Here is a 24607-nt window from a genome sequence, read left to right on the forward strand (position 1 = left end):
CCGGGTGGCAGCACGCGAGGACAAGACGGACTCAGCGAACGTCGACGAAGCCTCGCTCGAGGATCGCACCGGTGTCGACGCCGACGGGCAGCGTGCCGAAGGCGATGCCCCAGTCGGCGCCGAGGCGGGTGGCGCAGAAGGCATCCGCGACGGCGGGATGTCCGTGCCGCACCAACTGTGCGCCCTGCAGGACGAGTGCCATCAGTTCCACGACGCGGCGGGCACGATATTCGATATCGGACAGGTCCGTGAGTTCCTTGCCCACCCGGTCGATCGCGTCGTCGAGGCGCGCATCGGCGCCGCGGGCGAGTCCGACCTCGGCGAAATAGGCCTCGACCGTCTCGGGCTGACGTCCCATGGCGCGCAACGCGTCCAGCGCCGCCACATTGCCCGACCCTTCCCAGATCGACATGAGCGGCGCCTCGCGATACAGCCGCGGCATGCCCGACTCCTCGGCATAGCCGTTGCCGCCCAGGCATTCCAGCGCCTCGGCGGCGTGGGCGGGAGCACGCTTGCAGACCCAGTACTTGGTGATGGCGAGCGCGATGCGGCGCAGCGCGGCCTCGGCCGGATCGCTGCCCGCGCGATCGGTGGCCCCGGCCAGTCGCATCATCACCGTGGTCGCGGCATCCGATTCGATGACGAGATCGGCCAGCACATTGCGCATGGCGGGCTGGTCGATCAGCTCGGCGCCGAAGGCTTTTCGGTGGCGGGCGTGGTGGATCGCGGTGACCGCGCCGAGCCGCATGCCGGTGGCCGAGCCGATCACGCAGTCAAGACGGGTCATGTTGACCATCTCGATGATCGTCTTCACGCCTGCCCCCTCGGCGCCGACGAGCCAGCCGGTGGCGTTCTCGTATTCGATCTCCGAGGACGCGTTGGACTTGTTGCCCAACTTGTCTTTCAGCCGCTGGATGCGGAGGGGGTTGCGGGTGCCGTCGGGCAGTACCCGGGGCAGCAGGAAACACGACAGGCCGCCCGGGGCCTGCGCGAGCGTGAGGAACATGTCCGACATGGGCGCCGAGGTGAACCACTTGTGCCCGACGATGCGGTACGAGCCATCGGGTTGCGGTGTGGCAGTAGTGGTGTTGGCCCGGACGTCGGAGCCGCCCTGCTTCTCCGTCATCGACATGCCCGCGATGAGACCTGCCTTGGTCGATGGTTCGCGCAAGCCGAAATCGTAGGTGCGCGAGCCGAGCAGCGGCTCGAAGCGGGCCGCCAGTTCGGGGTTGTGGCGCAGCGCGGGCACCACCGCGTAGGTCATCGAGATCGGGCACATGTGTCCGGCGTCGGCGGCGCCCCAGGTGTAGAACTTGGCGGCGCGCGCGGTGTGCGCGCCGGGCCGCTCGTCCAGCCACGGCGAACCGTGCAGCCCATGTGTCACCGCGACATTCATCAGGTCGTGCCAGTGCGGGTGGAATTCCACCTCGTCGACACGATTGCCCCACCGGTCGTGGGTGTGCAGCACCGGCGGGTACTCGTTGGCGAGTCTGCCCCACTCCTGCGCCGCGAAACCGCCTGCCAGCGCGCCGAGTTCGCGCACCTCGGCTTCGGCCCAGCCCGCGCCTTCGCGGTGCAGACCTTCCAGCAGCGCGGGGTTGCGCGCGGCATCGAAGGGGATCAGTGGTGGCGCCTGGTTGAAGACTTCGTGGGTCGGCATATCCGGTAACTCCTTCGACTACAACGTTTCCGGGCGCGCACCGAGTGCGCGCACGGCGAAAGCGACCAATTCGGGGATGACGGTCTCGGCGTGCGGCGCGGCGGCCAGCGGGCCGACCAGCACCTCACCGATCGCGCCGACGAGGGCGGCGGCGGTGAGGCTCGATTCCTGGGCAGGCAAGCGGCCTTCGGCGACACCGTGTGCGATCGCGGTCTCGAACGACGCGGCGAACGCCCGCCGGAATTCCAGCCGCTGCGCGTCGACGGCGGCGTCGACGGGCTCGGCCAGCAGCACGTAGGCAAGTTTCGGATTCTTCATCGCGCGCCCGGCGAAGGTCTCCACCGCGGCGGTGACCCGCCCCACCACGTCACCCTCGGCCACCGCGGCCCGGACCGCGTCGACCTCGCGGGCGACGACCGTCTCGAAGACCGCCGCGACCAATTCGGCCTTGTTCTCGAACTGCTTGTACACGGTGCCGGTCGCGATGCCGGCCTCCGCCGCGACCGCCGCCATCGACAGCCCGGCGAACCCGTCACGGGAGAGCACGCGGGTGGCGCCGTGCACGATCAGCGCCCGTTGCGCGTCGAGCCGGGCCTGTACGGCCGGGGTCCTGCGGTACACCATGTGAAGAAGTGAACCATTGATTCACCTCTTCACACAAGGGGCACCGTGGCCGTATGGTCGAGGAATGGAAACAGGTTCACCCGCCGAAACCAGCGCATCCGGTCCGGCGAATTCGGTGCGCGTCGAACACGCGGGCCCGGTCACGACGGTGATCCTGGATCGCCCACACGCCCGCAACGCGGTGGACGGCCCGACCGCTCGCGCGCTGGTGGAGGCGTTCCGCGCGTTCGACGCCGACCCCACCTCCTCGGTCGCCGTGCTGTGGGGCGAACACGGCACCTTCTGCTCCGGCGCCGACCTCAAAGCTCTGGGCACCGAGAACAGCAATCAGGCCACCGAGGACGGTGACGGCCCGATGGGCCCGACCCGGCTGCGCCTGTCCAAGCCGGTGATCGCGGCGGTGTCCGGGTACGCCGTGGCGGGCGGGCTCGAACTGGCCCTGTGGTGTGATCTGCGAATCGCCGAGCAGGACTCCATCTTCGGCGTCTTCTGCCGCCGCTGGGGCGTCCCGCTGATCGACGGCGGCACCGTGCGCCTCCCGCGCATCGTCGGCGAAGGTCGCGCACTCGACATGATCCTCACCGGCCGCCCGGTGAGCGCGCCCGAGGCGCTACAGATGGGCCTGGTCACCCGGGTCGTGCCCACCGGCGACGCCCGCCGCGCGGCAGAGGAACTGGCCGCCCAGCTCGCCGCGCTCCCCCAGACCTGTCTGCGCACCGACCGCGCCGCCCTGTACGACCAGTACGGACACACCGAGGAGGAGGCGCTGCGCGTCGAATTCCGGCACGGCATGACCGCCCTGACCGGCGGCGCACTCGACGGCGCCGCCCGCTTCGCCGCGGGTGAGGGCAGGCACGGTAGCGCCGACCACCGCTGATGGACCGCCTCACGGTCGTCGACGAGATCTTCCTGCGGACCCACCGCGGGATGGGCACGCCCATCGCGCTACAGGGTCTGTGGCGTACTCCCGATGCGATGGAACCCGCGCTGTTGCAGGCGATTCACGATCACTTACGGCTGGGCAGGCTCGGCCGCAGGGTGGTCGGCTCCCGGGTTCCGGGCGCCCGCAGAGGCTGGCAGCCCAACACCAGCGCCCATCCCCTCGACCTCCTCCCGAACCGGACCGCGATCTCCGAGACCGACTGGCCGGCAATGCCGATCGCCCATCACGATTCCGGTCGCGGTATCGGCCCACTCCCCGCCCACGCGGTCCTGCCATGGGCCGACAGCCTCGGCACCGATCTGGACCCCGAGTTCGCGCCCGGCTGGCGCCTGTCCGCCGCCCGCCTCGACGACGGCGGAACCGTTGTCGCCCTGACCTGTTCGCATGTCCTGGCCGACGCCCGTGGCCTGATCCACGCTGTCACCGCCGCCCTGCGCACGCTCGATCCGGCGCACGCCTCGATCGGCCCAGCGCCCACCAGCGAAACGCGTTACTGGACAACGTCGTCGGAGTGGACGGATGCGGTCTCCCAGTGGGTCACCATCTTCGGCGGCACGACCCGTGCGCTGTTACGCAGGTTCCCCCGGCGGGCGGCCCGACCGACCACGGACCACGTTCCGCGCGAGTCGGCCTCCAGCAGCGCTGCGCCGGCGAATCCCGGTTCGACCGGCGACCGGCACCTGCGCCCCCTCCTGCTGACCTTCGATGCCGCCCACTGGGACGCCACCGCGAGCACTCTCGGCGGGACCCCGAACAGCCTGTTCATCCACTTGATCGCGAACATCCTGTGGCAGAACGGCTTCCCGAACCCGATCATCACGGCGAGCCTGCCCGTCGACACGCGCGACGAACCCCGAGTCGACAACGATCTCGCGGTGACCGAGATCGCCATCCACCGCGTCGACACTCCCGCGACCATTCGCGACAAGGCGAGGTCCGCCTATCAGCACCGAATGTCCAGCCCCGCGGGCCTGCCCGAGGAGATCCTCCAGGTGATCCCCGACCGCTGGGCCTACACCCTCAGCAAGGGCGCGGGCGAGCGAGACATCCTGTGCTCCAACATCGGAACCCTCCCCGACGCGGTGCGAAGAGTCGGCCCGCACGACTGCACCCGGGTGGCCGCCCGCGCGATCCATCCCGGCATCACCGCCTTCCCCCGCACCCAGCTCGCGGGCTACCTCTCCCACCTCGGCGATACCTACACACTCGCCCTGGTCAGCCTCGCCGCCGACAACGATTCGCTGCCCGACGCCGTCGACAAGGCCTGTGCGGCAACGGGATTACATCCAGCGCCCTGGTAGTCAGCCGGCAGCTATCCCGGTGAGCAAGGCACGCAGCCCCCATACGAACTGATCCTCGGAGTTCCACGCCGCCATCGCGTCGACCTGTGCCGCCGAGCGTGGCCAGCGATCGCCGTCGAGCAGGGCCAGCCCCTCGCGACGTTGCGCGACCCGCTCGGATTCCGGAGTGAGCGGCGGCTTTCCGTCGGTCTCGGCGACCGTGAGCGCGATGCCGCCGAGCACCTGCACGATCAGCGAGTACACACCGTTCGCCTGCCTCGCCTCGGACAAACCGCCTCGAGCCAGGCACCCGAACAGCGCCTCGCCGACATCGCTCGCCGACGGCCCGTCCATCGGCCCCGACATCATCAACAGCGCGACCGCCGGATGCGCGAGCAGCTCCGCGCGCAGGCCGCGCGCGAACTGGATCACCGCGTCGGCCCACTCCACGCCGGGGTCGCGCAGGGGTTCGAGGGCAACCGCCGAGAGCACGCGTTCGATCACGGCGCGCTCCAGATCGGCCCGGCTCGCCACGTAGGTGTACACGGCATTGGGATTCACCCCGAGCTTGCCCGCCACCGCCCGGATCGACAGCGCCCCGGTCCCGCCCTCATCGAGGAGCTGTAGCGCGATGTCCACCACCTGCTCTTCGGTGAACGAGCGCCGCGCCGGCCGCGCCGCGCCGCCACCTGTTGACTTCGCCTTCGACATGCGGTGGACTGTACCCCGTACAGCTACCTGTACCCCGTACAGCCAGAATGGATTCTCGTGCACAACAAGCCATGGACCACCATCACGCTGCTGATCGGCGCCCCGATCCTGATGAACCTCGCCTTCGTCGGCCTCGGGATGACGTTCGACTACCCCGACGTCCTGCAATTGCCCGCCACCGAGGTCCTCGCCCGATTCCGGGCCGAGCAAGCCACGATCGTCACGCTGTTCGCCCTCCTCGCGGCCGCGGCGTGCGCTTTCGTCCCGCTGTCCGTCCTGATCGGGCGCCTGAACGACTCCCTCACGATGCGCTGGGCGGTGCGAGCCGGAATCGCCGCCGCCCTCGTGCAAACCATCGGCCTGCTGCGCTGGCCGCTACTGGTCCCCACCCTGACCGACGCGGACACCTTCGAACGACAGCACACCCTGCTCGGCACCCTCCTGGGCGAAACCGCCGGCTACACCCTCACCGCGATCTGGACCGCGCTGGTCATCGCGGCCCTGCGCACCCCGCGGTGGTTCGCCGCACTCGGCTACACCAGCGCCGCCGCCATCGCGACCGGCGTCGTCATCCCGCTCGGCATCGAGCCCGCCGCCGTCGTCAACTTCCTCGGCTACCTGTTGTGGAGCGGGTGGCTGCTGGCCTTCGCGGCTCTGCTCGGCTGCGGCGCGTTCGCGCGTCAGGTCGCCGTCATCCCGACGAGCAGCACACGAAGCCCCCAGACGAACTGATCCACGGAGGTCCAGGCGGCGATCTCCTCCAGGTGCGCCGCGGTGCGCGGCCACCTGGTTGGATCCAGGTCTCGCAGCGCCGCGCGGCGGGCCGCGATCCGCTCCGATTCGCCTGGCAGCGGCGGCTTTCCGTCGGTTTCCGCCACGTCGAGGGCGATCGAACCGAGCACGTACACGAATACCGCGTAGACCCCGTGCGCACGGATGGGCGCCTGGAGGCCGCCGCGGGCGAGGCAGACGAACAGCGACTCGGTCATATCCCGCGCCACCGGTCCATCGGCCGACGGACTGTCCATCGGCCCCGACATGATCAACTCCGCCACGGCGGGGTGGTCGAAGAGCCGAGCGCGCATGCCGAGCGCGAACTGGATCACCGCCGCGGTCCACTCCACACCGTCGTCGGAGAGCGGCCCGAGCGCCACCGACGACAGCACGTTGTCGATCACCGCGCGTTCGAGGCCGTCCAACCCACCGACGCGGGCGTGCACAGTGTCCGCGTCGACCCCGAGCCGTCGCGCCACCGCACCGACGGACAGGGCCCCCGCGCCGTCCGCGTCGACGATGGCGAGCGCGGCCTCGGCGATCTGCTGCTCGGCGGGCGGGCCACCGACGTCCGTACCTGGGGTTTTCGCCTCGGACATGCGTCGAACTGTACTCCGGGGACCCTCGCGGAATCCGTCGCCGATCAGGGTGTCAGGCCGAGCCGGGTAGCCAGCCACGGCAGCTGATCACGCAGCCCGAACTCCCACAGCGCGAAGCTGTGTCCGCCGGGCAGAATCCGCAACCGCACGTCCATCCCCGCGTCCTTCGCCGCCTGATACATCCGCTCCACCTGCGGCCGGTACGTCTCGTCATCGGCGCCGACCACGAACGCGCCGGCGGAGTCCGGATACGCCCGCGTCCGCAGCAGATCGAGCGGGTTGACCCGCAGCAGCGCCGCGGTATCCCCACCGAACGCGGCGTCCACCGTGCGCTGACGGTCACCCAGGGTCGGCTCGTCCTCACCCGACATGTCGAGGAAGGTGGGATAGACGGCGGGGTAATTGGTGGCGAGTTGCAGTGCGCAGGTGCCGCCGTAGGAGAGTCCGCCCACCGCCCAGGAACGCGGATCCGGGTCGATCTGCAGATTCGCTCGCGTCCAGTTCGGCACGTCGACGGCCAGGTACGTGGCGACATTGCCGAGTTTCGAGTCCAGGCACAGCGGGTTCGCCATCTGGGAGCCGGTCCCGTCGGCCACCACGACGACCGGTGCGAGCCCGTTGTGCGCGCGGGCGAACGAATTCATGGTCTCGACCAGCTGCCCACCGACGAACCAGTCCTGCGGCGCACCCGGCTCACCGGCGAGCAATACCAGCACCGGCAGCAGAGGACGTGGATCCGCGAAATAGGCGGGCGGCAGATAGATCTGGGCATCGCGCGCGGTGAATCCGGACGCCGTCGGCGGCACCGTCGCGGTCAGAACTCGCCCGCCGTCGGGCAATCCACCGGGCGCGGGCCAGGCCGGCTCGAGCGGACGCGCGCTGATCACCTGCTCACGCCGGGTCAGCTCACGCGCGTCGACCCGGTCGATCTGTTCGACCCCGAGCGCCGCGCCCACCGTCGGATACGACGCGTACTCCAGGTTGATCCTGACTCCCACCGCCACCAGCACCGCCACGGCCGCGAGCACAGTCACCACGCCGGTCCACACCGTCCGGCGCACCAGGATTCGCGGCACCACCAACAGCACTGCCGCCACCGCGATCCCGATCAGCACGTACACCGACACGGCGATCGGATCGGGAAAGGGCCGCCACACCTCCTCCACGAACAAGTACAGCGCCACGGTGAGCACCACCGCGGCCAGCACCACGATCGGCATGATCGTCGTGACATATCGTCGTACGCGAGGTAACAGCAACCAGACCGCACCCAGGGCGCCCAGGACCGTCAACGCCACCGGCAACCATCCGGTGAGCAACGACAGATCGGTGATTCGCGTCATCTCTGACCTCCACAGATGCCACCTCGACTGCCCTGGCGCGCGCATCGCGGTCCTGGTACGACCGCGATGACATACGGTACACAGACGACCTCACCGCGCCGGTGCGGCGCACTCGCAGCAAAGGGTGGTTCTATGAACGACAACGCGGCTGCCCCCGAATCGGCGCCCTCGCGCGGCGTCACCATGGCGCACACTGTGATCCGCCGGATGCCGTTCACCCTCGGCTTCCTCGTCGTGGTCGCGATCCTCGGCATCGCCAGCGGTGGTCTGTGGCGCAGGCTCGACGAGCGTTCCTGGTATCCCGATATCGCCTACGGCTGGCCGCCGCTCACCGAGGGCAAGTGGTGGACGCCGCTGTCCGGCTGGTTCTTCGGACTCACCCCCTTCCAATACTTCTGCATGGCAATCATTTTCGCGGTGGCGGTCGGCTGGACGGAGTGGCGGCTCGGCACCGTGCGCACCGCACTGGTCTGTCTGTCGGGCCAGCTGATCGGCATTCTCGGCGCGTCGGTGACGGTGGGGCTGCTGGCCCACACCCATCTCGGTTGGGCCGACCGGCTTTCCGAGGTCCGCGATGTCGGATTCACCACGGCCGCGTTCTCGGCGCTGGCCGCGGTCTCGGCAACGCTGCGGTCGCCGTGGCGCCTGCGGGTACGCGCCGTGCTGATGGCGCACGTGGCGCTCACGTTCCTGTTCGAGTCGACCTTCGCCGATCTCATGCATCTCATCGCGATCGCCGTCTGGCTGCCCGCGGGCGAAAAGCTGTTCAGCCGCACCGAACACGGCTTCTGGCCCCGCACCCGACGTGAGGTCCGCATGCTGGCCTTCATCGGCCTGCTGGTGATCGCGACGGCCTCGGTGGCGGTGTACTTCTTCCCCGGCAACAGCCTGCTCGGTCCCACCGAGAACGAACGCGGCTCGCTGTGGAGCACGATCCTGACCGTGGTGGTGATCACGGTGGTGGCCGAGCAACTGCGGAAAGGCAGGCACTGGGCGTGGTGGGGCACGCTCGCCTACGGCCTGCTGCACGTGGTGTTCACGCTGGTGCTGCTCGGCGTGGCCATCGGCACCGACTTCGAGACCGAAGGCGCGGTGACCTTCGGAACAGGTCTGCTGTGGGCGGTCGAGGTGGCGCTGCTCTACAGCGGCCGCGGCGCGTTCCGGGTGCCCGTGCGGCGCAAGATCACCGACGGCGCACTCACCGGCACCGATCCCGGACATGCGGTGCGCGCCCTGCTCGCCCGCTACGGCGGCAGCACCATGTCGTGGATGACGACCTGGCCGGAGAACAAATACTGGTTCGCCGCCGACGGTGAACGCTGCGTCGCCTATCAACGTCATGCGGGCACTGTCATCGTGCTCACCGATCCGATCGGCCCCACCGAGCTCCTCCCCGCCACCATCGCCGGGTTCACCGATCGCTGCGAAGCCGACGGACTCGTCCCGTGCCTGTTCTCCACCACCGAGGCGGTCGCCGAGATCGCGGACGAACTCGGGTGGCGCAGTGTGCAGATCGCCGAGGACACCATCGTCGACCTGCCGCAGCTCGAGTTCAAGGGCAAGGCGTGGCAGGACATCCGGTCCGCGATCAACAAGGCGAACAAGGAGGGCATCGAGTTCCGGCTCGTCGAGCTGGCCGACGAACCGTTCGCGGTGATCGCCCAGGTGCGCGCCATCTCCGAGGAGTGGGTGGGCGAAAAGGGGCTGCCCGAAATGGTATTCACCCTCGGCGGCGTGGAGGAGGCACTCGACCCGGCCGTGCGGGTGGGGCTGGCCGTCGACGCCAAGGGCAGCGTGCACGGCGTCACCTCGTGGTTGCCCGTCTACGGCCCCGGCGACGAGATCCGTGGCTGGACCCTCGACGTGATGCGCAGGCGCCCCGGCGGTTTCCGGCCGGTGGTGGAATTTCTCATCGCCTCGTCCTGCCAGGAGTTCAAAGAGGAAGGCGCCGAGATCGTTTCGCTCTCGGGGGCACCGTTGGCGCGCAGTGCGAGTACCGACGGTGCCGAGCCCATCGACCGTCTGCGCGAAGGGCTCGGCGCCGCGATGGAGCCGTATTACGGCTTCCGGTCACTGCATACGTTCAAGGCCAAGTTCCAGCCGCGCCACGAGCCGGTGTACCTGTGCTACCGCGACGAGGCGGACCTGCCCCGCATCGGCATCGCTCTGACGAAGGCATACCTACCCGAGGTCTCGGCCAAGGATCTGATGACTCTCGGGGCGTCCGGCAAATAGACGCCGACGCGCGGATCTCAACGCGCGGGCACCGCGACCGGCGTAACCCGGGCGCTGACGTCAGCGGGTACGTCGATGCCGGGTTCGAGGTCGCCGGCCGGGATCGGCTCGCCCCACACCTGTCGCAGCGGCAATACGCCCGCCCACACACCGCCGGTCGCGATGTCGCCCTCGTCGTCGTTCGGCCCGCCCGAGCGCACCTTCACCGAGGCCTCGGTGAGGTCGAGCGCGAGCACCATCGTCGCCGCCATCTCCTTGCGGTTGGGCGGGCGCACCCGATCCCAGGCTCCGGGCGCGGCGTGCTCGACGATCACCCGCAGCGCGTTGTCGCGCTCGGCCTCATCGGTGACCAGCACCGCCCTGCCCCGGACTACCGCGCAGCGGTAGTTCATCGAGAAGTGCATCGCCGAGCGCGCGTACACCAGCCCGTCGACGTGGGTCACCGTCAGGCAGATGTCGGTGTCGATCGCGGCGCGCATATTGCCCGCGCCGGTGGATCCGTGCAGGTAGAGGGTGTCGCCGACGCGACCGTAGATGGTGGGCAGCGCCACGGGCGAGCCACCGAGCAGCACGCCGAGGTGGCAGACCAGGCCCGCGTCGAGCACCGCGTCCAGCGCCGCGCGGTCGGTGGCGCCGCGTTCCTTGGAGCGCGTCAGCGTGGTGCGCGGGGTCGGTGACAGGGGGTTGCGGTTGACGTCGTACGTGCTCATAAGATGAGCTTCGCCGAAGAAGTGGACTACGCGTAGGTCCAATCCAACAGAATTTCAACAGGCCAATTCCAGGTGGACGATGCTCGACGACCTTCCGATCCCGCTCGACCGCACCGCTCCCGAACCGCTGTCGGTGCAGGTGGCCGATGCCCTGCGCGCCGCGGCGACCGATCGGGTGCTGCGCATCGGCGACCGTCTACCGTCCTCGCGCGCCCTGGCACAACGGCTCGGCGTGAGCCGGGCGGTGGTGGCGGGCGCCTACGACCAATTGCACGCGGAAGGCTGGCTCACCGGCAAACACGGCTCCGGCACCTACCTCAGCACCGCCCCCGCCACCGCGCCACCGTCCACCGGCGCGGGCCACGGTGCCGATCCCGACGCGGGCCTGCTCGATCTGGGTCCGGGCGCCCCGTGCGCCGAGGCGGTCGACTCCGCCGCCTGGCGCCGCGCGTGGCGGGCGGCCGGCGACCAAGCTCCCGAGGCCCGCAAGAACCGTGCGGGCGAACCGGACTTCCGGGCGGCGGTCGCCGATCACCTCCTGCGCCATCGAGGACTGGCGGCAGGCGCCGGATCGGTGGTGCTGGCCACCGCCGGTACCAGCGCGGCGGTGGGTGAGCTCGCCACCGCGCTGCTTCGTCCCGGCGACACCGTCGCCATCGAGGATCCCGGCTACCTACGCGCGGTCGGCGCGCTGCGAGCCGTGGGCATCGAGGTGCTGCCGGCGCCCGTCGACGCCGGGGGTTTGTGTGTGGATCGGATTCCGCCCGGGGTCCGCGCGGTGTATTGCACACCGGCACACCAGTTCCCGATCGGTGCGATGATGCCCGCGGCGCGCCGGGTCGAGCTCATCGAATTCGCGAGAAGAACGGGCGCTTTCATCATCGAAGACGACTACGACGGCGAATTGCGTTACGACACAGCACCATTACCACTGCTCGCGGCGATGGCGCCGGATGTCGTCGTCCATCTCGGCACCACCAGCAAGATCATCGCCACCACCCTCGGCGTGGGCTGGCTCGTCGCCCGCCCCGACATCACCGACGCGGTGCTGGCCCATCGCGCGGAGATCGGCAGTTCCCCGAGCCCCGCCGGGCAACGGATCCTCAGCGAATTCGCCCGCCACGGCGACCTGTCCCGGCACCTGCGCCGGCTCCGCAGAGTCGTCCCGCCACGACGCGCCCTGGTCGTCGACGCGCTCACCCGCCGCGGGCTCCCCGTCATCGGCGACGACGCGGGCTCCCACGTCGTCGTCGAACTCCCCGGTCCCGCCGCCGAGCGCCACGCCGTCGACGCCGCCCGCGCCCGCGGCGTCCTGCTCGACGGTCTGGCCCGCCACCACCTCGGCGAACCACACCGCTTCGGCGTCGCCATCGGCTATACCGCGCTGAACAGCACCGACCTCGCCCGCGCCATGCCCATCGCGGCCTGCTGCCTCGCCGAAGCAGCACGCCCCGCCGGACCCGCGCGGTCGTAGCATGGACCAGGAACCGGCACGACCCCTCCGACTATCGAAGTGGTGAGAGCATGACCGATCAGGACATTCTGGCGCGGATCAAACAGCTGGTCGACGACGAGCACTCGCTGCGAGCCAAGGCCACCGCGGGCGAGATCGACCCGGTAGCAGAACGCAAGCAGCTGGCCGAACTGGAAGTGATGCTCGATCAGGCCTGGGATCTGTTGCGGCAGCGGCGCGCCCGCAGCGGCTCCGGCGAATCTCCCGAGGACACCGGGCTGCGTTCCCCCCGTGAGGTCGAGGGCTATCTGCAGTGACCGAGCTCGAGTACGACGTCATCGTCATCGGCGCGGGCCCGGCGGGTGAGAACGCCGCCGCCTACGCCATCGCGGGCAGCGACCGCACCGCCGCCCTGGTCGAGCGGGAACTGTTCGGCGGCGAATGCAGCTACTGGGCGTGCATTCCCAGCAAGGCACTGCTGCGCCCCGGTGCCGTACTCGACCTCGGCGAGGCGATGCCGGGGGTGAGCGCGAGCGGCCCGCAGGTGGCCGACATCCTCGCCCGCCGCGACGCCTTCGTGCACGACCGCGACGACAGTTCCCAGGTGGAGTGGGCGAAATCGACCGGCATCGACACCGTCCGCGGGGCCGGCCGTCTGGTCGGCGAACGACTCGTCGAGGTAACCACCGACGACGGCGTGAAGCGCTTGCGGGCCCGGCACGCCGTCGTCCTGGCGACCGGCACCACCGCCACCATCCCCGACATTCAGGGCGTGCGCGAGGCGCTGCCGTGGACCTCCCGCGACGCCACCAACCTGACCGTCGTCCCGCGCCGGGTCGCCATCATCGGCGGCGGTGTCGTCGCCTGCGAAACGGCGACCTGGCTGGCCGAACTCGGCGCCGAGGAGGTGACCCTGCTGGTCCGGGGTGACCGCCTGCTGCCGCGCAGCGAATCGTTCGCGTCCGAGCTGGTGCTGCGGGGCTTGCGTGACACCGGAATCGTCGAGGTGCGGTTCCACACCGAGCCGTTACTGGTCTCGCGCCGCGATCCCGAGGACACCGGCGTCGGCCGCCTCCACGGCGGTCCGGTCACCCTGGTGCTCGGCGACGGCGAACTCGAGGTCGACGAACTCGTCGTCGCCACCGGCCGCAGCCCCGCCACCGCGAATCTCGGCCTCGACGCGGTGGGGCTGCCCGTCGGCTATGTCGAGGTCGACGATCAGCTGACCGCGCGTGCGGTGTCCGGCGACTGGCTCTACGCCGTCGGCGACGTGAATCATCGTGTGGCGCTGACACATATGGGCAAGTACCAGGCCAGGGTGTGCGGTGACGTGATCGCCGCCCGCGCGGAGGGCAAGCCACTCGACTGCTCGCGGTTCACCGCGAGCGCCGACCATCAGCAGGTGCCCCAAGTCGTGTACACCGCACCGGAACTCGCCTCCGTGGGCCTCACCGAACACGAGGCGCGCACCGCCGGACACGCGGTGGACACCGTCGAGCTCGACATCGCCGTCGCGGGTTCCGCGCTCTCGCGTGACGACTTCCACGGCCGCGCGAAACTCGTGATCGATACCGCCGCCGACCGTATTCTCGGCGCTACCTTCGTCGGCCCCGATATGGGCGAGCAGTTGCACGCGGCCACCATCGCGGTGGTGGGACGGGTGCCCATGGAGACGCTGTGGAACGCGGTGCCCGCCTTCCCCGCCGTCAGCGAATTCTGGCTCCGGCTGCTGGAAGCCTGGCGCGAGAAGACTATTTGAGCAGCCGCGACATCCGCCGGTCGGCGAGCACCTTGCCGCCGGTCTGGCAGGTGGCGCAGTACTGGAAGGACCGCTCCGCGTAGGACACCTCACGCACGGTGTCACCGCACACCGGGCACGCCTGGCCGGTTCTGGCGTGCACCCGCATGCCCGAACGCTTCTCGCCCTTCAAGCGGGCCGCGTCCTGTCCCACCGAACGATCGACCGCGTCGAGCAGCACCGTGCGCATCGCGGTGTACAAGTGCGAAACCTTCTCCGCGGACATCGTTCTGGTGTTCGTGAACGGGGAGATTTTCGCGGTGTGCAGAATCTCGTCGGAATAGGCATTGCCGATTCCGGCGATCAGAGTCTGATCCACGATCGCGGTCTTGATTCGCTGCGATGTACTTTTCAGCAGCGCGGCGAATTCGTCCTCGGTCAGTCCGAGCGCGTCGGGTCCGAGCCGCGCGATCCCCGGCACCAGCATCGGATCCTCGACGACATACACCGCCAGCCGTTTCTTCGTCCCCGCCTCGGTCAGGTCGATCGCGGGTGTGGCGCCCTCGGGCGTGAAGAAATGCACGCGCAGCGCCAGCGGGCTCTTACCGCCCGGCTTGGGTGGCAACGGATTCGGCTCATCGACCCAGCGCAACCATCCGCCGCGCGACAAATGGGTGATCAGCCACAGTCCGCCACAATCCATTCCGAGGAATTTCCCCCACCGTCCCGCACCGGTGACATCGCGGCCGGACAACGCGGTGACCGGCGGATCGAACGTCTTCACCGCGCTCAACGCCGCCACGTCCACACGGCCGACCACAGCGCCGACGGCATGATCCCGAAGGAACTGCGCCAACGCCTCAATTTCCGGCAGTTCGGGCACGGTTGCCAGTTTAGCTATTCATCGTGCGTCGGCGCGGGATCCGTCGCGGAGCAGATAGACATCCATGATCCAGCCTTTTTCCGCGCGCAGTTCCGCGCGGCGGGCCACGATGCGGCTTTCGACTTCGCGCAGAGCGCCTTCGATCAGGATTTCGTCGGGCATGCCGAGGTAGGCGCCCCACCAGATATGGATGTCGTCGCCACGAACCTCGGTGAACGAGCATTCACCGTCCAGCATCACCACGGTCGATCCGGGTCCGAGCCCTTCTTCGCGCAGTCTGCGCCCCGTCGTGACGTGGACGGGCTCACCGATCCGGTGCAGCACCATGCGGTGCCGGGCGGCCAGCGCGGCGATGCTGGTGACGCCGGGGATCACCTCGTAGTCGAAGTCGGCGCGCCCGCGCCCCAGCACGTGCTCGACCATGCGCAGGGTGCTGTCGTAGAGCGCCGGATCTCCCCACACGAGGATCGCGCCGACGCCGTCCACCTGGTCGAACGCGGCTTCGAGGAGTTCGGAGCGCCGTTCGTGCCAATCCACGACGACACCGGCGTAGTCGGCGGGAGTGCGCTCACGCGGCGGATCGGTGATCTCGATGATCCGATGCGGCGTGTCCACGTGTTCGGCCAGGATCGTGGTACGCACGTCGACCAGTTCCTGCTTCTCGGTGCCCTTGCCGATCACGAAGAAGGCCTCGGCCTTTCGCATGGCCTTGATCGCCTGCACCGTCACCTGGTCGGGGTCGCCGGCGCCGATGCCGATCACGTAGAGCTTGCGCATAGCCGAAGAGCTTGCCAGGTGCCGATCCGCCGAGCCGACCCCCGTAGAATCGCGAGACGTGGCCACCCCTGATACGCAGTACGAGGATCTGCTCCGGCACGTGCTGGAGCGAGGCACGCCAAAAGCCGATCGCACCGGCACCGGAACCCGCAGCATCTTCGGTCACCAGCTGCGCTACGACCTGGCCGAGTCCTTCCCGCTGATCACCACCAAGCGGGTCCACGTGAAGTCCATCGCCTACGAGCTGCTGTGGTTCCTGCGCGGCGACTCCAATGTCTCCTGGCTGCGCGAGCACGGCGTGACCATCTGGGACGAATGGGCCGACGCCAAGGGTGAGCTCGGCCCCGTCTACGGCGTGCAGTGGCGCTCGTGGCCCACCCCCGACGGCACCCACATCGATCAGATCGCCCAGGTGCTGCACACCCTGCGCACCGACCCCGACTCGCGCCGGATGATCGTCTCGGCCTGGAACGTGGCCGACCTGGACAAGATGGCGCTGGCCCCCTGCCACGCCTTCTTCCAGTTCTATGTCGCCGACGGCAAACTGTCCTGCCAGCTGTACCAGCGCAGCGCCGACCTGTTCCTCGGTGTGCCGTTCAATATCGCCAGCTACGCCCTGCTCACCCTGATGGTCGCCCAGCAGACCGAGCTCGAGCCGGGCGAGTTCATCTGGACCGGCGGCGACGTGCACATCTACGACAACCACGTCGACCAGGTCCGCGAGCAGCTCAGCCGCGAGCCCTACCCATTCCCGACGCTGCACCTGCGCCCGGCGACGAGCCTGTTCGACTACGCCTACGAGGACATCGAGCTGTCCGATTACAAACATCACCCCGGCATCAAGGCGCCGGTGGCGGTGTGAAGCAGATCGGCCTGATCTGGGCGCAGGCGAACGACCGGGTGATCGGTGTCGACAACACCATTCCGTGGCGGGTGCCCGAGGATATGGCGAATTTCCGCGACACCACCATGGGGCACCCGGTGATCATGGGCAGACGGACGTGGGATTCGCTGCCCGCGAGCTTTCGTCCGCTGTCCGGCCGCCGCAACATCGTAGTCACTCGCCAGACTGATTGGGCGGCCGACGGTGCCGAACGCGCCGCATCCGTACCCGACGCGCTGACGATGACCGGCGAGTCCGACACCTGGGTGGCGGGCGGCGGCGAGATCTACCGCGCCGCGCTGGCCTCGGCGACGACGCTGCTGGTCACCGAGGTCGACACCACCGTGGCGGGCGATGCGTTCGCCCCGGTCATCGGCCCGGAATGGCATGCGGACGACACCCCGTGGCTGACCTCGAAAACCGGTCTGCGCTACCGCATTCGCCACTACACCCGCGGCTGACAACACACAGCTAACGGTCGCGGCAAAACGCCCGAACGCGTGGGCACCGTCGGGCATACTCCTGGCAAGACCTGCCCGCGAGATGCCTGCGAAAGGCCCGATCCATGGACAAGAAATCGCTGACCGCCGTGGCCCGTCAACAGCTCAAGCTGGCGGCCACGTCGACGAGCGGCCGGAGTTCGCAAACCCTCATCGGCGGCCACACCCACGCGCTGCGCCAGACGGTCGTCGCACTCGCCGAGGGACAGAGCCTGGCCGAACACGACAATGCGGGCGATGCCACCATCCAGGTGCTCTCCGGCACGCTGGTGCTGATCGCGGGCACCGACGAGTGGAAGGGTTCGGCGGGCGATCTCATCGTGGTGCCGCGCGCCCGGCACAGCGTCAAAGCTGTCGATGACGTCACATTTTTGCTGACCGTCGCGAAATAGCAGGTCGATCGCCCGAATTGCTTGACACCGCGAGGTGTTGATCAAACCTGTCGGCGCGGAGCCGTACTGTGGACGCCATGGGTGAGCCACAGCCGATCCTCGATCCACTCACGCCGTCCGCGATTTTCCTTGTCGCCACCATCGACTCCGGTGGCGAATCCGCGGTCCGTGACCTCTTGGCAGATCTCTCCGGATTGCGCCGTTCGATCGGTTTCCGGGTGCCCGGTGAAGGATTGACCTGCGTCACCTCGATCGGCTCCGCGGCCTGGGACCGGCTCTTCGTCGGCCCGAAACCCGCTGAGCTGCACGATTTCCCGGGTTACAACGGCCCGATCCACAGCGCACCGGCCACCCCTGGCGACCTGTTCTTCCATATCAAAGGCGAAACTCAGGGCCCGTGCTTCGAACTCGCCATGGTGATCGGCGCTCGCCTCAAAGGCGCGGCGACCGTCGTCGACGAGACGATCGGCTTTCGCTATTTCGAGCAGCGCGACCTGCTCGGCTTCGTCGACGGTACCGAGAACCCGGAGGGCCCGAGCGCGGCCTCGGCGGCGCTGATCGGCGACGAGGACCCCGAGTTCACCGGCGGTAGCTACGTGGTCGTGCAGAAGTACACCCACCCGCTCGACCAGTGGAACGCACTGTCGATCGAGGAACAGGAGCGGGTGATCGGGCGGACCAAGCTCGCCGACTACGAACTGCCCGACGACGTGAAACCCGCCGACTCGCACGTCGCGGTGAACACCATCACCGAAGCCGACGGCACCGAACGCCAGATCGTGCGCGCCAATATGCCGTTCGGCACCATCGGCACCGGCGAGTTCGGCACCTACTACGTGGCCTACGCCGCCACCCCGAGCGTCACCGAACGCATGCTCGAACGGATGTTCCTCGGTACCGACGAGGCCGCCTACGACCGCATCCTCGACTTCTCTTTCGCCGTGACCGGCACGCTCTTCTTCACTCCCACCGTGGATTTCCTCGATGACCTGCCCGACGCACCCGACACGGCGGCCACCGAGATCGAGCCGGCGACACTGCCCGAAATCGTCCCCGTCGAACGTGCGAACGCGGCGGCAGCCGCTCGCTCGGACGGCTCCCTCGCAATCGGCACGATGAAAAGGAGTAATTGAATGAACAACCTGCATCGCGAACTCGCGCCGATCACCGGCGAAGCCTGGTCGCAGATCGAGGAGGAGGCGACCCGCACGTTCAAGCGCAATATCGCGGGTCGCCGGGTGGTCGACGTGTCGGGACCGCACGGTTTCGACTTCTCGGCCCGCAACCTCGGCCGGATCACCTCGATCGCCTCGCCCGACGACGGCGTGCAGGCTCATCAGCGCCTGATCCAACCGGTTATCGAGCTGCGGGTGCCGTTCACCCTGCAACGCTCCGAGCTCGACGACATCGAGCGCGGCGCGGGCGACGCCGACCTCGACAACCTCAAGGACGCCGCGCAGAAGATCGCCTTCGCCGAAGACCGTGCGATCTTCGAGAGCTACGCCGCCGCGGGCATCACCGGGATCCGCGATGCCGCCTCGAACTCCCCCGTCGCGCTGCCGAGCAACGTCGTCGACATTCCCGATGCCATCTCGCACGCCCTCACCGGCCTGCGCCTGGCCGGCGTGCAGGGCCCGTATTCGGTGGTGCTCAGCGCCGAGCTGTACACCCAGGTCAGCGAGACCTCCGATCACGGTCACCCGATCCGGACCCACATCGAGCGGCTGATCGATGGCGAGATCATCTGGGCGCCGGCGATCTCCGGCGGTTTCGCGCTCACCACCCGCGGCGGCGACTTCGAGCTCGCGCTGGGCCAGGACCTGTCGATCGGCTACCTCAGCCACGACGCCGAGACTGTGCAGCTGTACTTCCAGGAGACCTTCACCTTCCTCGTCGAGACCTCGGAGGCAGCGGTGTCGCTCGGCTCGTGAGACCGCGGCGATGCGCACCGCTAGGGTGAGCCACGAATCGTGATTCGCCGATCGGCGCGAGCATCGGGCCCGGCGAGCTGGAGAGGGAGGTCCGCATGTCGGTCGTGCGTGCCGGTGTGGTGTCCACCAGGCGGAGTCTGTTCTATTGCTTGATCGCGGTCCTGGTCACCACGGGCGTCGTCGGGTTGTTCCTGGCGATGTTCGGGGTGAACCGGGTGATCACCGGCCTGCTGGTCGGGGCGGTCGGCGGGTTCGCGGTGGGTGTCGCGCTGTTCGTCCGTGATGTGATCGAACTGCACGAGCACGCCATCTACGCGCGGACCCCGTTCCGCTCGTCGACCGTGCCGTGGGACCGTGTCGTCGCCGGGCGCTTCACCCTCGACGAGCACGCCCGCTGGGCACTGGCACTCGACCTGAACGGCGAGTCGGCCGACGAGCTCGTACTGCTGTCCATCCCACCGGTGATCCGCCCCGTCACCGGCGCCTACGACATGCGCAAGCGCGAACAGGTGAGCGAGATCCGGGAAATGCTGCGCGCCAAACGAATCCCGATCACCGTGCTGCCCGAGATCGCGGGCGCGCTCAACCAGCACTGGCAGATCGCCCCGCCGACCGCCCGCTGAGACCCGCTACGCACTCGCCTCGGATTCGAACCTGCGCCGGTAGTCCGAGGGCGACACCCCGAGCCGCGCCACAAAGGCCCGGCGTAGCGCCTCGGCGCTGGCGAAACCCGCGCCGGAGGCGGCCCGGCTCACCGAACTGCCGGCCTCGAGCTCGGCCCGGGCGAGATCGAAGCGCACATTCGCCGCGTACTCGGCCGGGCTGAGCCCGGTCTCCTCGGTGAACAGGCGGGTGAGGTGGCGGACGCTCACATTGACGTATCGCGCCAGGTCCACCACGCTGTGCCGCGCGGCGGGGTCCCTGGCGATCAGGTCGGTGACCACGCGCACCGGACCGGGTGGCAGAGCGACGGCGCGCATGGGCGTCGAGAACTGGGTCTGCCCGCCGGAACGCTGCAGATAGACGAGAAGCCCCTGAGCGACCTGGCGAGCGATGTCGCTGCCCAGATCGTCTGCCACCAGTGCGAGCGCGAGGTCGATGCCCGCCGCGACGCCCGCCGAGGTCGCGATGTCGTTGTCCCGCACGAAGATCCGGTCCGCCTGCACGTCGATCCGGGGATACCGGCGGGCGAGCTCGGCGGCGAATTTCCAGTGCGTGGTCGCGCTTCGGCCGTCCAGCATCCCGAGTTCGGCCAGCACGAAGGCGCCACTGCAGATGGAAACGACCCGACGACTGCGCGCCGCGAGAACGCGAGCGGCCTCGACCAGATCGGGACGTACGAACTCGGCGGGGCGCACTTCGCTGCCGGGCACCACGAGCGTGTCGAGCGGGGGCGCGTCCGCCACGGAAGTCGTCACAGCAACTCCCTGGCCCACCGAGCTGTGCACCGGTGCGCCCGTGGGCGAGATCAGCACGATCTCGTAGGCATCGGCGAACTGATTCGCCTCGACGAATACCTCTGCGGGACCGACGTAGTCGAGCGCCTTCACCCCGTCGAACAGGAGAAACCCGATACGCCGTGTACCACTGGATGCACTGTGACGTAGGCGATTCCGGGGTGTGGACATGCCGATAAATCTAATACTCGGCCGGAATGGCGGGATCTTCGGCCGTTCCGGTGGGCGACAGCGCACCGGCGCTCGACAACTATGGGCAACCTATTCGTCCGCATCTCCGACAGGAGCACAGCACAATGCCCTACTTCACCACCACCGACGGCACCGAGATCTATTTCTCCGATTGGGGCACCGGACGACCTGTGGTGTTCAGCCACGGCTGGCCGCTGAGCTCCGACGCGTGGGCGCTGGAGCGCAAGACCTTCGCCGACGCGGGCTACCGCGTCATCGCGCACGACCGCCGCGGTCACGGCCGCTCCTCGCAGCCGTGGCAGGGCAACGACATGGACACCTACGCGCGCGATCTCGCCGAGCTGATCGAGTCACTCGACCTGCGCGATGTCATCGTGGTCGGGCACTCGACCGGAGGCGGCGAAGTAGTGCGTTACGCCGCCCAGCACGGTGTGGACCGGGTCGCCAAGGTCGTCACCATCGGCGCGGTCCCGCCGATCATGGTCGCCACCGAGGCCTATCCCGACGGCCTGCCGATGGAGGTGTTCGACAATATCCGCGCCGGGGTGCTCAGCGACCGCTCCAGCTTCTATCAGGAGCTCGCCCCCTCGTTCTTCGGCTTCAACCGCGAGGGCGCCGTCGTCTCGAAGGGCGCGCAGGACGACTTCTGGCGCCAGGGCATGCTCGCGGGGATCCAGGCCGCCTACGAGTGTGTCGCCGCGTTCTCCGCGACCGACTTCACCGAGGATCTGAAGGCCCTGAAAGTGCCGGTCTTCATCGCGCACGGCGACGACGACCAGATCGTGCCGATCGCGAATGCGGCACTGAAGTCGATCGAGCTCGTCGAGAACGGGACATTGAAGGTGTACGCGGGCGCACCGCACGGCGTCTTCGGCGCCTATCAGCAGGAACTCATCCAGGACATCCTGGCGTTCATCCGAATTTGAGGTATCGCGGCGCTCCTCGGCCACCGGGTACGGCCTCTCAGGCGGGAGCGATCTCGCCCAGCCGTGCGAGGAGCGCCGCGGCCGATGCCCGCACCGTACCCGTGTCGCCCGGGTAGCCGACGATGCGCAGCACGGCGTCCGGGATGACGCGCTCGGTGTCCACGCCCGCCGCCCCCTCGTCGTACCTGATCGCGATCACCGTCTCCACCAGCCGGAACGGAAGGATCCGCGCGTCGTCGGATTCCCCCGCGGCCGTCGAGGCCGCGGCGGCCAGACGCTCGTAGTGTCCGCGCAGTTCGTCACGTCGTCGCCGGAACGCGACGAAGCGTTCCGTGCGCAACTCCGGCAGCAGGTACAGCGCGCCCAGATTCCACCGCGCCGTCCGCAGTTGGCGCACGTCGAACAGGGCAAGCGCGTAGAGCTGGGTCGCCACGTCATCCGGTTCGGTCATCATCCGCTGCGCCAGTTCGACCGGTCCCGCCACTGTTTCGGCCAGTAGTGCGTCGAGGATGTCGTCCTTGGCGGCGAAGTGGTGATACAGCGATGCCTGCCGGATGCCGACCGCGTCGGCGACTGCCCGCGTCGAGGTGTTGGCGTACCCCTTGGTGGTGAAGAGCTCCGCCGCCGCGTCGAGGATCTCCGCGCGCGGCGTAGTTCCCTGCCTGCGCCGCTGTTCCAGCCGGGGACGCCCGGGACCGAGATTCGCCACACCGAAGATTCTGTCATCGGGCCACGACCTGCACCGCAGCGGGCAGCTCACCGGCGGGAATGCCCAGCGGTCGAATTTCTGTCATTTGACAGAAACTCACGCAACGCAGAAGTTACCGCGGGGCGTCCAGTCGATACACGCACGACACCGTTCGAGCGATCGCGCGCGCAAAACTATCGACTGATAGATATTGGCCGAACCGCTGAAGGACTCCGACATGGCCACGACATTCGAATCCCCCGCCGCCCCACCCGAACTCGGCCGCGACAGCGCCGATCTGGCAGCCTTCGGCTACACGCCGGTCCTGCACCGCAAACTGGGGCGTTACGCGTCCTTCGCGGCAGGTTTCTCGTTCGTCTCCATCCTCACCACGATCTTCCAGTTCTTCGGCTTCGGCTATTCGTTCGGCGGCGCCGCCTTCTTCTGGACGTGGCCGCTGGTGTTCGCGGGCCAGTTCCTGGTCGCGCTGAACTTCGCCGAGCTCGCCGCCCGCTACCCGATCTCCGGCTGTATCTATCAGTGGTCGCGGCGGCTGGCGGGTGGGCTGATCGGCTGGTTCGCCGGCTGGATGATGGTGATCGCGCAGGTCGTGACCGCCGCCGCGGCCGCCATCGCGCTCCAGGTGGTGCTGCCCTCGATCTGGAGCGGATTCCAGCTCATCGGCACCGACACCGCGCTCACCTCCCGCGACGGCGCGATGAACGCGGTGCTGCTCGGCAGCGTGTTGCTCGTCGTCACCACCACCATCAATGTGATCGGCATCGACCTGATGTCGAAGATCAATTCGATCGGTGTCACCGTCGAGATCGTCGGTGTGCTGGCGATCATCGCGCTGTTCTTCGCCAACACCGAGCGCGGCCCCGATGTGGTGTTCCAAACCGACCAGGCCTCCCCTGGCCCGTACTGGGCGGCATTCCTGGTCTCGGGCCTGATGGCCGCGTACGTGATGGTCGGATTCGATTCCGCCGGTGAGCTTTCCGAGGAGACCAAGAACCCGCGCAAGGTCGCTCCCCGCACCATCCTGCTCGCGCTGGCGGTCTCGGCGCTGGGCGGTGGCCTCATGCTGCTCGGCGCGCTGATGGCGGCTCCGAGCCTGTCCGACGGCGAATTGTCCACCGGTGGACTGGCTTACGTCATCACCTCGAAGCTCAACAGCCCCGCCGGTTCGGTGCTGCTCGGCTGTGTCGCGGTCGCGGTGATCGTGTGCACCCTCGCCATCCAGACCGCCGGCTCACGCCTGATGTTCTCGATGGCCCGCGACGGCAAACTCCCCTTCGCGAAGGCCCTCTCCACCGTGCACCCCCGCTTCGGCACCCCCGTGTGGCCCGCCGTCGCGATCGGCGCCCTCGGCATCGGCCTGCTGGTCCTGAACCTCGGCAACCCCGCCATCTTCGCCACCCTAGCCAGCGTCTGCATCGTCAGCCTGTACCTGGCCTACCTCCTGGTCACCGTGCCACTGCTGCTGCGCCGCGTCCAGGGCCTGCCCGCCCCCGACGACAAGACCCTGTTCCACCTGGGCCGCCTCGGCATCCCCATCAACGCCCTCGCCGTCGTCTGGGGCATCGCCATGGTCATCAACCTGGCCTGGCCCCGCCCCGAGGTCTACACCCCCGCCGGCGGCAGCTGGTGGCAACTCTGGGCAGGCCCCCTGTCGGTAGCCGTAATCCTCACCACCGGCGCCATCGTCTACCGCTCGGTAGTAGCAGCCAAAACCCCCACTCCCCGCACCGAAACCGCCCCCGCCACAACCTGATCCGCCACACCCAGCCCGTCCCCGTCTTCAACAACCCATCCAACCCAGCCACCGCACTCCCGACCCCTAGGGAGGGACGGCCACGAAGTGGCCGGTCCGCGGCCGGGCCGCCGGTCAGGCGCCGGGGCGTAGGC

Annotated in this window: 25 protein-coding genes; 15 read left to right on the plus strand and 10 right to left on the minus strand. The window is 68.7% G+C overall.

Annotated features, from left to right (window positions below):
- Positions 1-31: 31 nt before the first annotated feature.
- Together ACWFRF_RS32420 and ACWFRF_RS32425 are read right to left on the minus strand one after the other, a co-directional pair.
- Positions 32-1660, minus strand: coding sequence for an acyl-CoA dehydrogenase family protein (locus ACWFRF_RS32420; RefSeq protein ID WP_452453911.1), 1629 nt, complete (start codon positions 1658-1660; stop codon positions 32-34).
- A gap of 18 nt (positions 1661-1678) precedes the next feature.
- Positions 1679-2284, minus strand: coding sequence for a TetR/AcrR family transcriptional regulator (locus ACWFRF_RS32425; RefSeq protein ID WP_387445789.1), 606 nt, complete (start codon positions 2282-2284; stop codon positions 1679-1681).
- 64 nt (positions 2285-2348) lie between these two features.
- Between ACWFRF_RS32425 and ACWFRF_RS32430 the strand changes: the two genes are divergently transcribed.
- Together ACWFRF_RS32430 and ACWFRF_RS32435 are read left to right on the plus strand one after the other, a co-directional pair.
- Positions 2349-3161: a crotonase/enoyl-CoA hydratase family protein gene (locus ACWFRF_RS32430; RefSeq protein ID WP_378993291.1), complete on the plus strand. Its 813-nt coding sequence runs from the start codon at positions 2349-2351 to the stop codon at positions 3159-3161.
- Positions 3161-4528, plus strand: a complete 1368-nt coding sequence (locus tag ACWFRF_RS32435) for a hypothetical protein (RefSeq protein ID WP_452453914.1) — start codon at positions 3161-3163, stop codon at positions 4526-4528. Before ACWFRF_RS32430 ends, ACWFRF_RS32435 begins: the two co-directional genes overlap by 1 nt.
- Here the strand turns inward: ACWFRF_RS32435 and ACWFRF_RS32440 are convergent, their stop codons facing one another.
- Complete coding sequence (locus tag ACWFRF_RS32440) at positions 4529-5218, minus strand: TetR/AcrR family transcriptional regulator (RefSeq protein ID WP_378993294.1); 690 nt, start codon at positions 5216-5218, stop codon at positions 4529-4531. It lies immediately after the preceding gene.
- A gap of 57 nt (positions 5219-5275) precedes the next feature.
- Between ACWFRF_RS32440 and ACWFRF_RS32445 the strand changes: the two genes are divergently transcribed.
- Positions 5276-5950 carry a DUF4386 family protein gene (locus ACWFRF_RS32445; RefSeq protein WP_452453916.1) on the plus strand — a complete coding sequence of 225 codons (675 nt, stop codon included), beginning with the start codon at positions 5276-5278 and terminating at the stop codon, positions 5948-5950.
- Here the strand turns inward: ACWFRF_RS32445 and ACWFRF_RS32450 are convergent.
- Positions 5899-6591: a TetR/AcrR family transcriptional regulator gene (locus ACWFRF_RS32450; protein ID WP_378993299.1), complete on the minus strand. Its 693-nt coding sequence runs from the start codon at positions 6589-6591 to the stop codon at positions 5899-5901. The two genes, ACWFRF_RS32445 and ACWFRF_RS32450, sit on opposite strands and share 52 nt — an antisense overlap.
- 44 nt (positions 6592-6635) lie before the next feature.
- Complete coding sequence (locus ACWFRF_RS32455; protein WP_379314123.1) at positions 6636-7934, minus strand: alpha/beta hydrolase; 1299 nt, start codon at positions 7932-7934, stop codon at positions 6636-6638.
- A gap of 132 nt (positions 7935-8066) precedes the next feature.
- On the opposite strand from ACWFRF_RS32455, the gene ACWFRF_RS32460 reads away from it, so the two are divergent.
- On the plus strand, positions 8067-10169 hold the full coding sequence (locus tag ACWFRF_RS32460) for a bifunctional lysylphosphatidylglycerol flippase/synthetase MprF (RefSeq protein ID WP_452453919.1): 2103 nt from the start codon (positions 8067-8069) through the stop codon (positions 10167-10169).
- A gap of 17 nt (positions 10170-10186) precedes the next feature.
- Here the strand turns inward: ACWFRF_RS32460 and ACWFRF_RS32465 are convergent, their stop codons facing one another.
- Entirely contained in the window at positions 10187-10879 is a 693-nt protein-coding gene (locus ACWFRF_RS32465; RefSeq protein WP_452453921.1) for a pyridoxamine 5'-phosphate oxidase family protein, read from the minus strand.
- A 79-nt stretch (positions 10880-10958) separates the two neighbouring features.
- Here ACWFRF_RS32465 and pdxR point away from each other — a divergent pair, with 79 nt between their 5' ends.
- From pdxR to ACWFRF_RS32480, 3 genes are read left to right on the plus strand one after another with little or no spacing between them, the layout of a single operon-like run.
- Positions 10959-12353: a MocR-like pyridoxine biosynthesis transcription factor PdxR gene (gene pdxR / locus ACWFRF_RS32470; RefSeq protein ID WP_379313115.1), complete on the plus strand. Its 1395-nt coding sequence runs from the start codon at positions 10959-10961 to the stop codon at positions 12351-12353.
- A 50-nt stretch (positions 12354-12403) separates the two neighbouring features.
- Positions 12404-12649, plus strand: coding sequence for a DUF2630 family protein (locus ACWFRF_RS32475; protein WP_101465668.1), 246 nt, complete (start codon positions 12404-12406; stop codon positions 12647-12649).
- Entirely contained in the window at positions 12646-14091 is a 1446-nt protein-coding gene (locus ACWFRF_RS32480; protein WP_452453923.1) for a dihydrolipoyl dehydrogenase family protein, read from the plus strand. The genes ACWFRF_RS32475 and ACWFRF_RS32480 overlap by 4 nt, the downstream gene beginning before the upstream one ends.
- Here the strand turns inward: ACWFRF_RS32480 and ACWFRF_RS32485 are convergent.
- Complete coding sequence (locus ACWFRF_RS32485; protein ID WP_452453925.1) at positions 14084-14953, minus strand: Fpg/Nei family DNA glycosylase; 870 nt, start codon at positions 14951-14953, stop codon at positions 14084-14086. The genes ACWFRF_RS32480 and ACWFRF_RS32485 overlap by 8 nt on opposite strands.
- 18 nt (positions 14954-14971) lie before the next feature.
- Positions 14972-15730, minus strand: a complete 759-nt coding sequence (gene cobF, locus ACWFRF_RS32490; RefSeq protein WP_379313117.1) for a precorrin-6A synthase (deacetylating) — start codon at positions 15728-15730, stop codon at positions 14972-14974.
- A gap of 58 nt (positions 15731-15788) precedes the next feature.
- On the opposite strand from cobF, the gene ACWFRF_RS32495 reads away from it, so the two are divergent.
- From ACWFRF_RS32495 to ACWFRF_RS32520, 6 genes are all read left to right on the plus strand, one after another.
- Positions 15789-16592 (plus strand): thymidylate synthase, encoded by an 804-nt coding sequence (locus ACWFRF_RS32495; protein ID WP_452453927.1) that lies wholly within the window; start codon positions 15789-15791, stop codon positions 16590-16592.
- A complete protein-coding gene (locus ACWFRF_RS32500) occupies positions 16589-17074 on the plus strand; it encodes a dihydrofolate reductase (RefSeq protein WP_452453929.1) in 486 nt (161 codons plus the stop codon). The genes ACWFRF_RS32495 and ACWFRF_RS32500 overlap by 4 nt, the downstream gene beginning before the upstream one ends.
- A gap of 104 nt (positions 17075-17178) precedes the next feature.
- The gene (locus ACWFRF_RS32505) at positions 17179-17505 is read left to right on the plus strand and encodes a cupin domain-containing protein (protein WP_101465662.1); all 327 of its coding nucleotides are present in this window, start codon (positions 17179-17181) and stop codon (positions 17503-17505) included.
- Between the two features lie 77 nt (positions 17506-17582).
- Positions 17583-18638 (plus strand): Dyp-type peroxidase, encoded by a 1056-nt coding sequence (locus ACWFRF_RS32510; RefSeq protein ID WP_452453931.1) that lies wholly within the window; start codon positions 17583-17585, stop codon positions 18636-18638.
- Positions 18639-19436, plus strand: a complete 798-nt coding sequence (locus ACWFRF_RS32515; protein ID WP_378993315.1) for a family 1 encapsulin nanocompartment shell protein — start codon at positions 18639-18641, stop codon at positions 19434-19436. It abuts the gene before it with no gap.
- Positions 19437-19531: 95 nt separating this feature from the next.
- Positions 19532-20059, plus strand: coding sequence for a hypothetical protein (locus ACWFRF_RS32520; RefSeq protein ID WP_101465660.1), 528 nt, complete (start codon positions 19532-19534; stop codon positions 20057-20059).
- A gap of 6 nt (positions 20060-20065) precedes the next feature.
- Here ACWFRF_RS32520 and ACWFRF_RS32525 read toward each other — a convergent pair whose 3' ends face one another.
- Positions 20066-21064: a GlxA family transcriptional regulator gene (locus ACWFRF_RS32525; protein ID WP_452453934.1), complete on the minus strand. Its 999-nt coding sequence runs from the start codon at positions 21062-21064 to the stop codon at positions 20066-20068.
- A 125-nt stretch (positions 21065-21189) separates the two neighbouring features.
- On the opposite strand from ACWFRF_RS32525, the gene ACWFRF_RS32530 reads away from it, so the two are divergent.
- On the plus strand, positions 21190-22011 hold the full coding sequence (locus ACWFRF_RS32530; protein ID WP_452453935.1) for an alpha/beta fold hydrolase: 822 nt from the start codon (positions 21190-21192) through the stop codon (positions 22009-22011).
- 37 nt (positions 22012-22048) lie between these two features.
- Here the strand turns inward: ACWFRF_RS32530 and ACWFRF_RS32535 are convergent, their stop codons facing one another.
- Positions 22049-22720, minus strand: coding sequence for a TetR/AcrR family transcriptional regulator (locus ACWFRF_RS32535; protein WP_378993320.1), 672 nt, complete (start codon positions 22718-22720; stop codon positions 22049-22051).
- A 217-nt stretch (positions 22721-22937) separates the two neighbouring features.
- Between ACWFRF_RS32535 and ACWFRF_RS32540 the strand changes: the two genes are divergently transcribed.
- Entirely contained in the window at positions 22938-24473 is a 1536-nt protein-coding gene (locus tag ACWFRF_RS32540; protein WP_379318011.1) for an amino acid permease, read from the plus strand.
- The last annotated feature ends 134 nt before the right edge of the window (positions 24474-24607 follow it).

The organism is Nocardia sp. NPDC055165 (assembly GCF_053606985.1).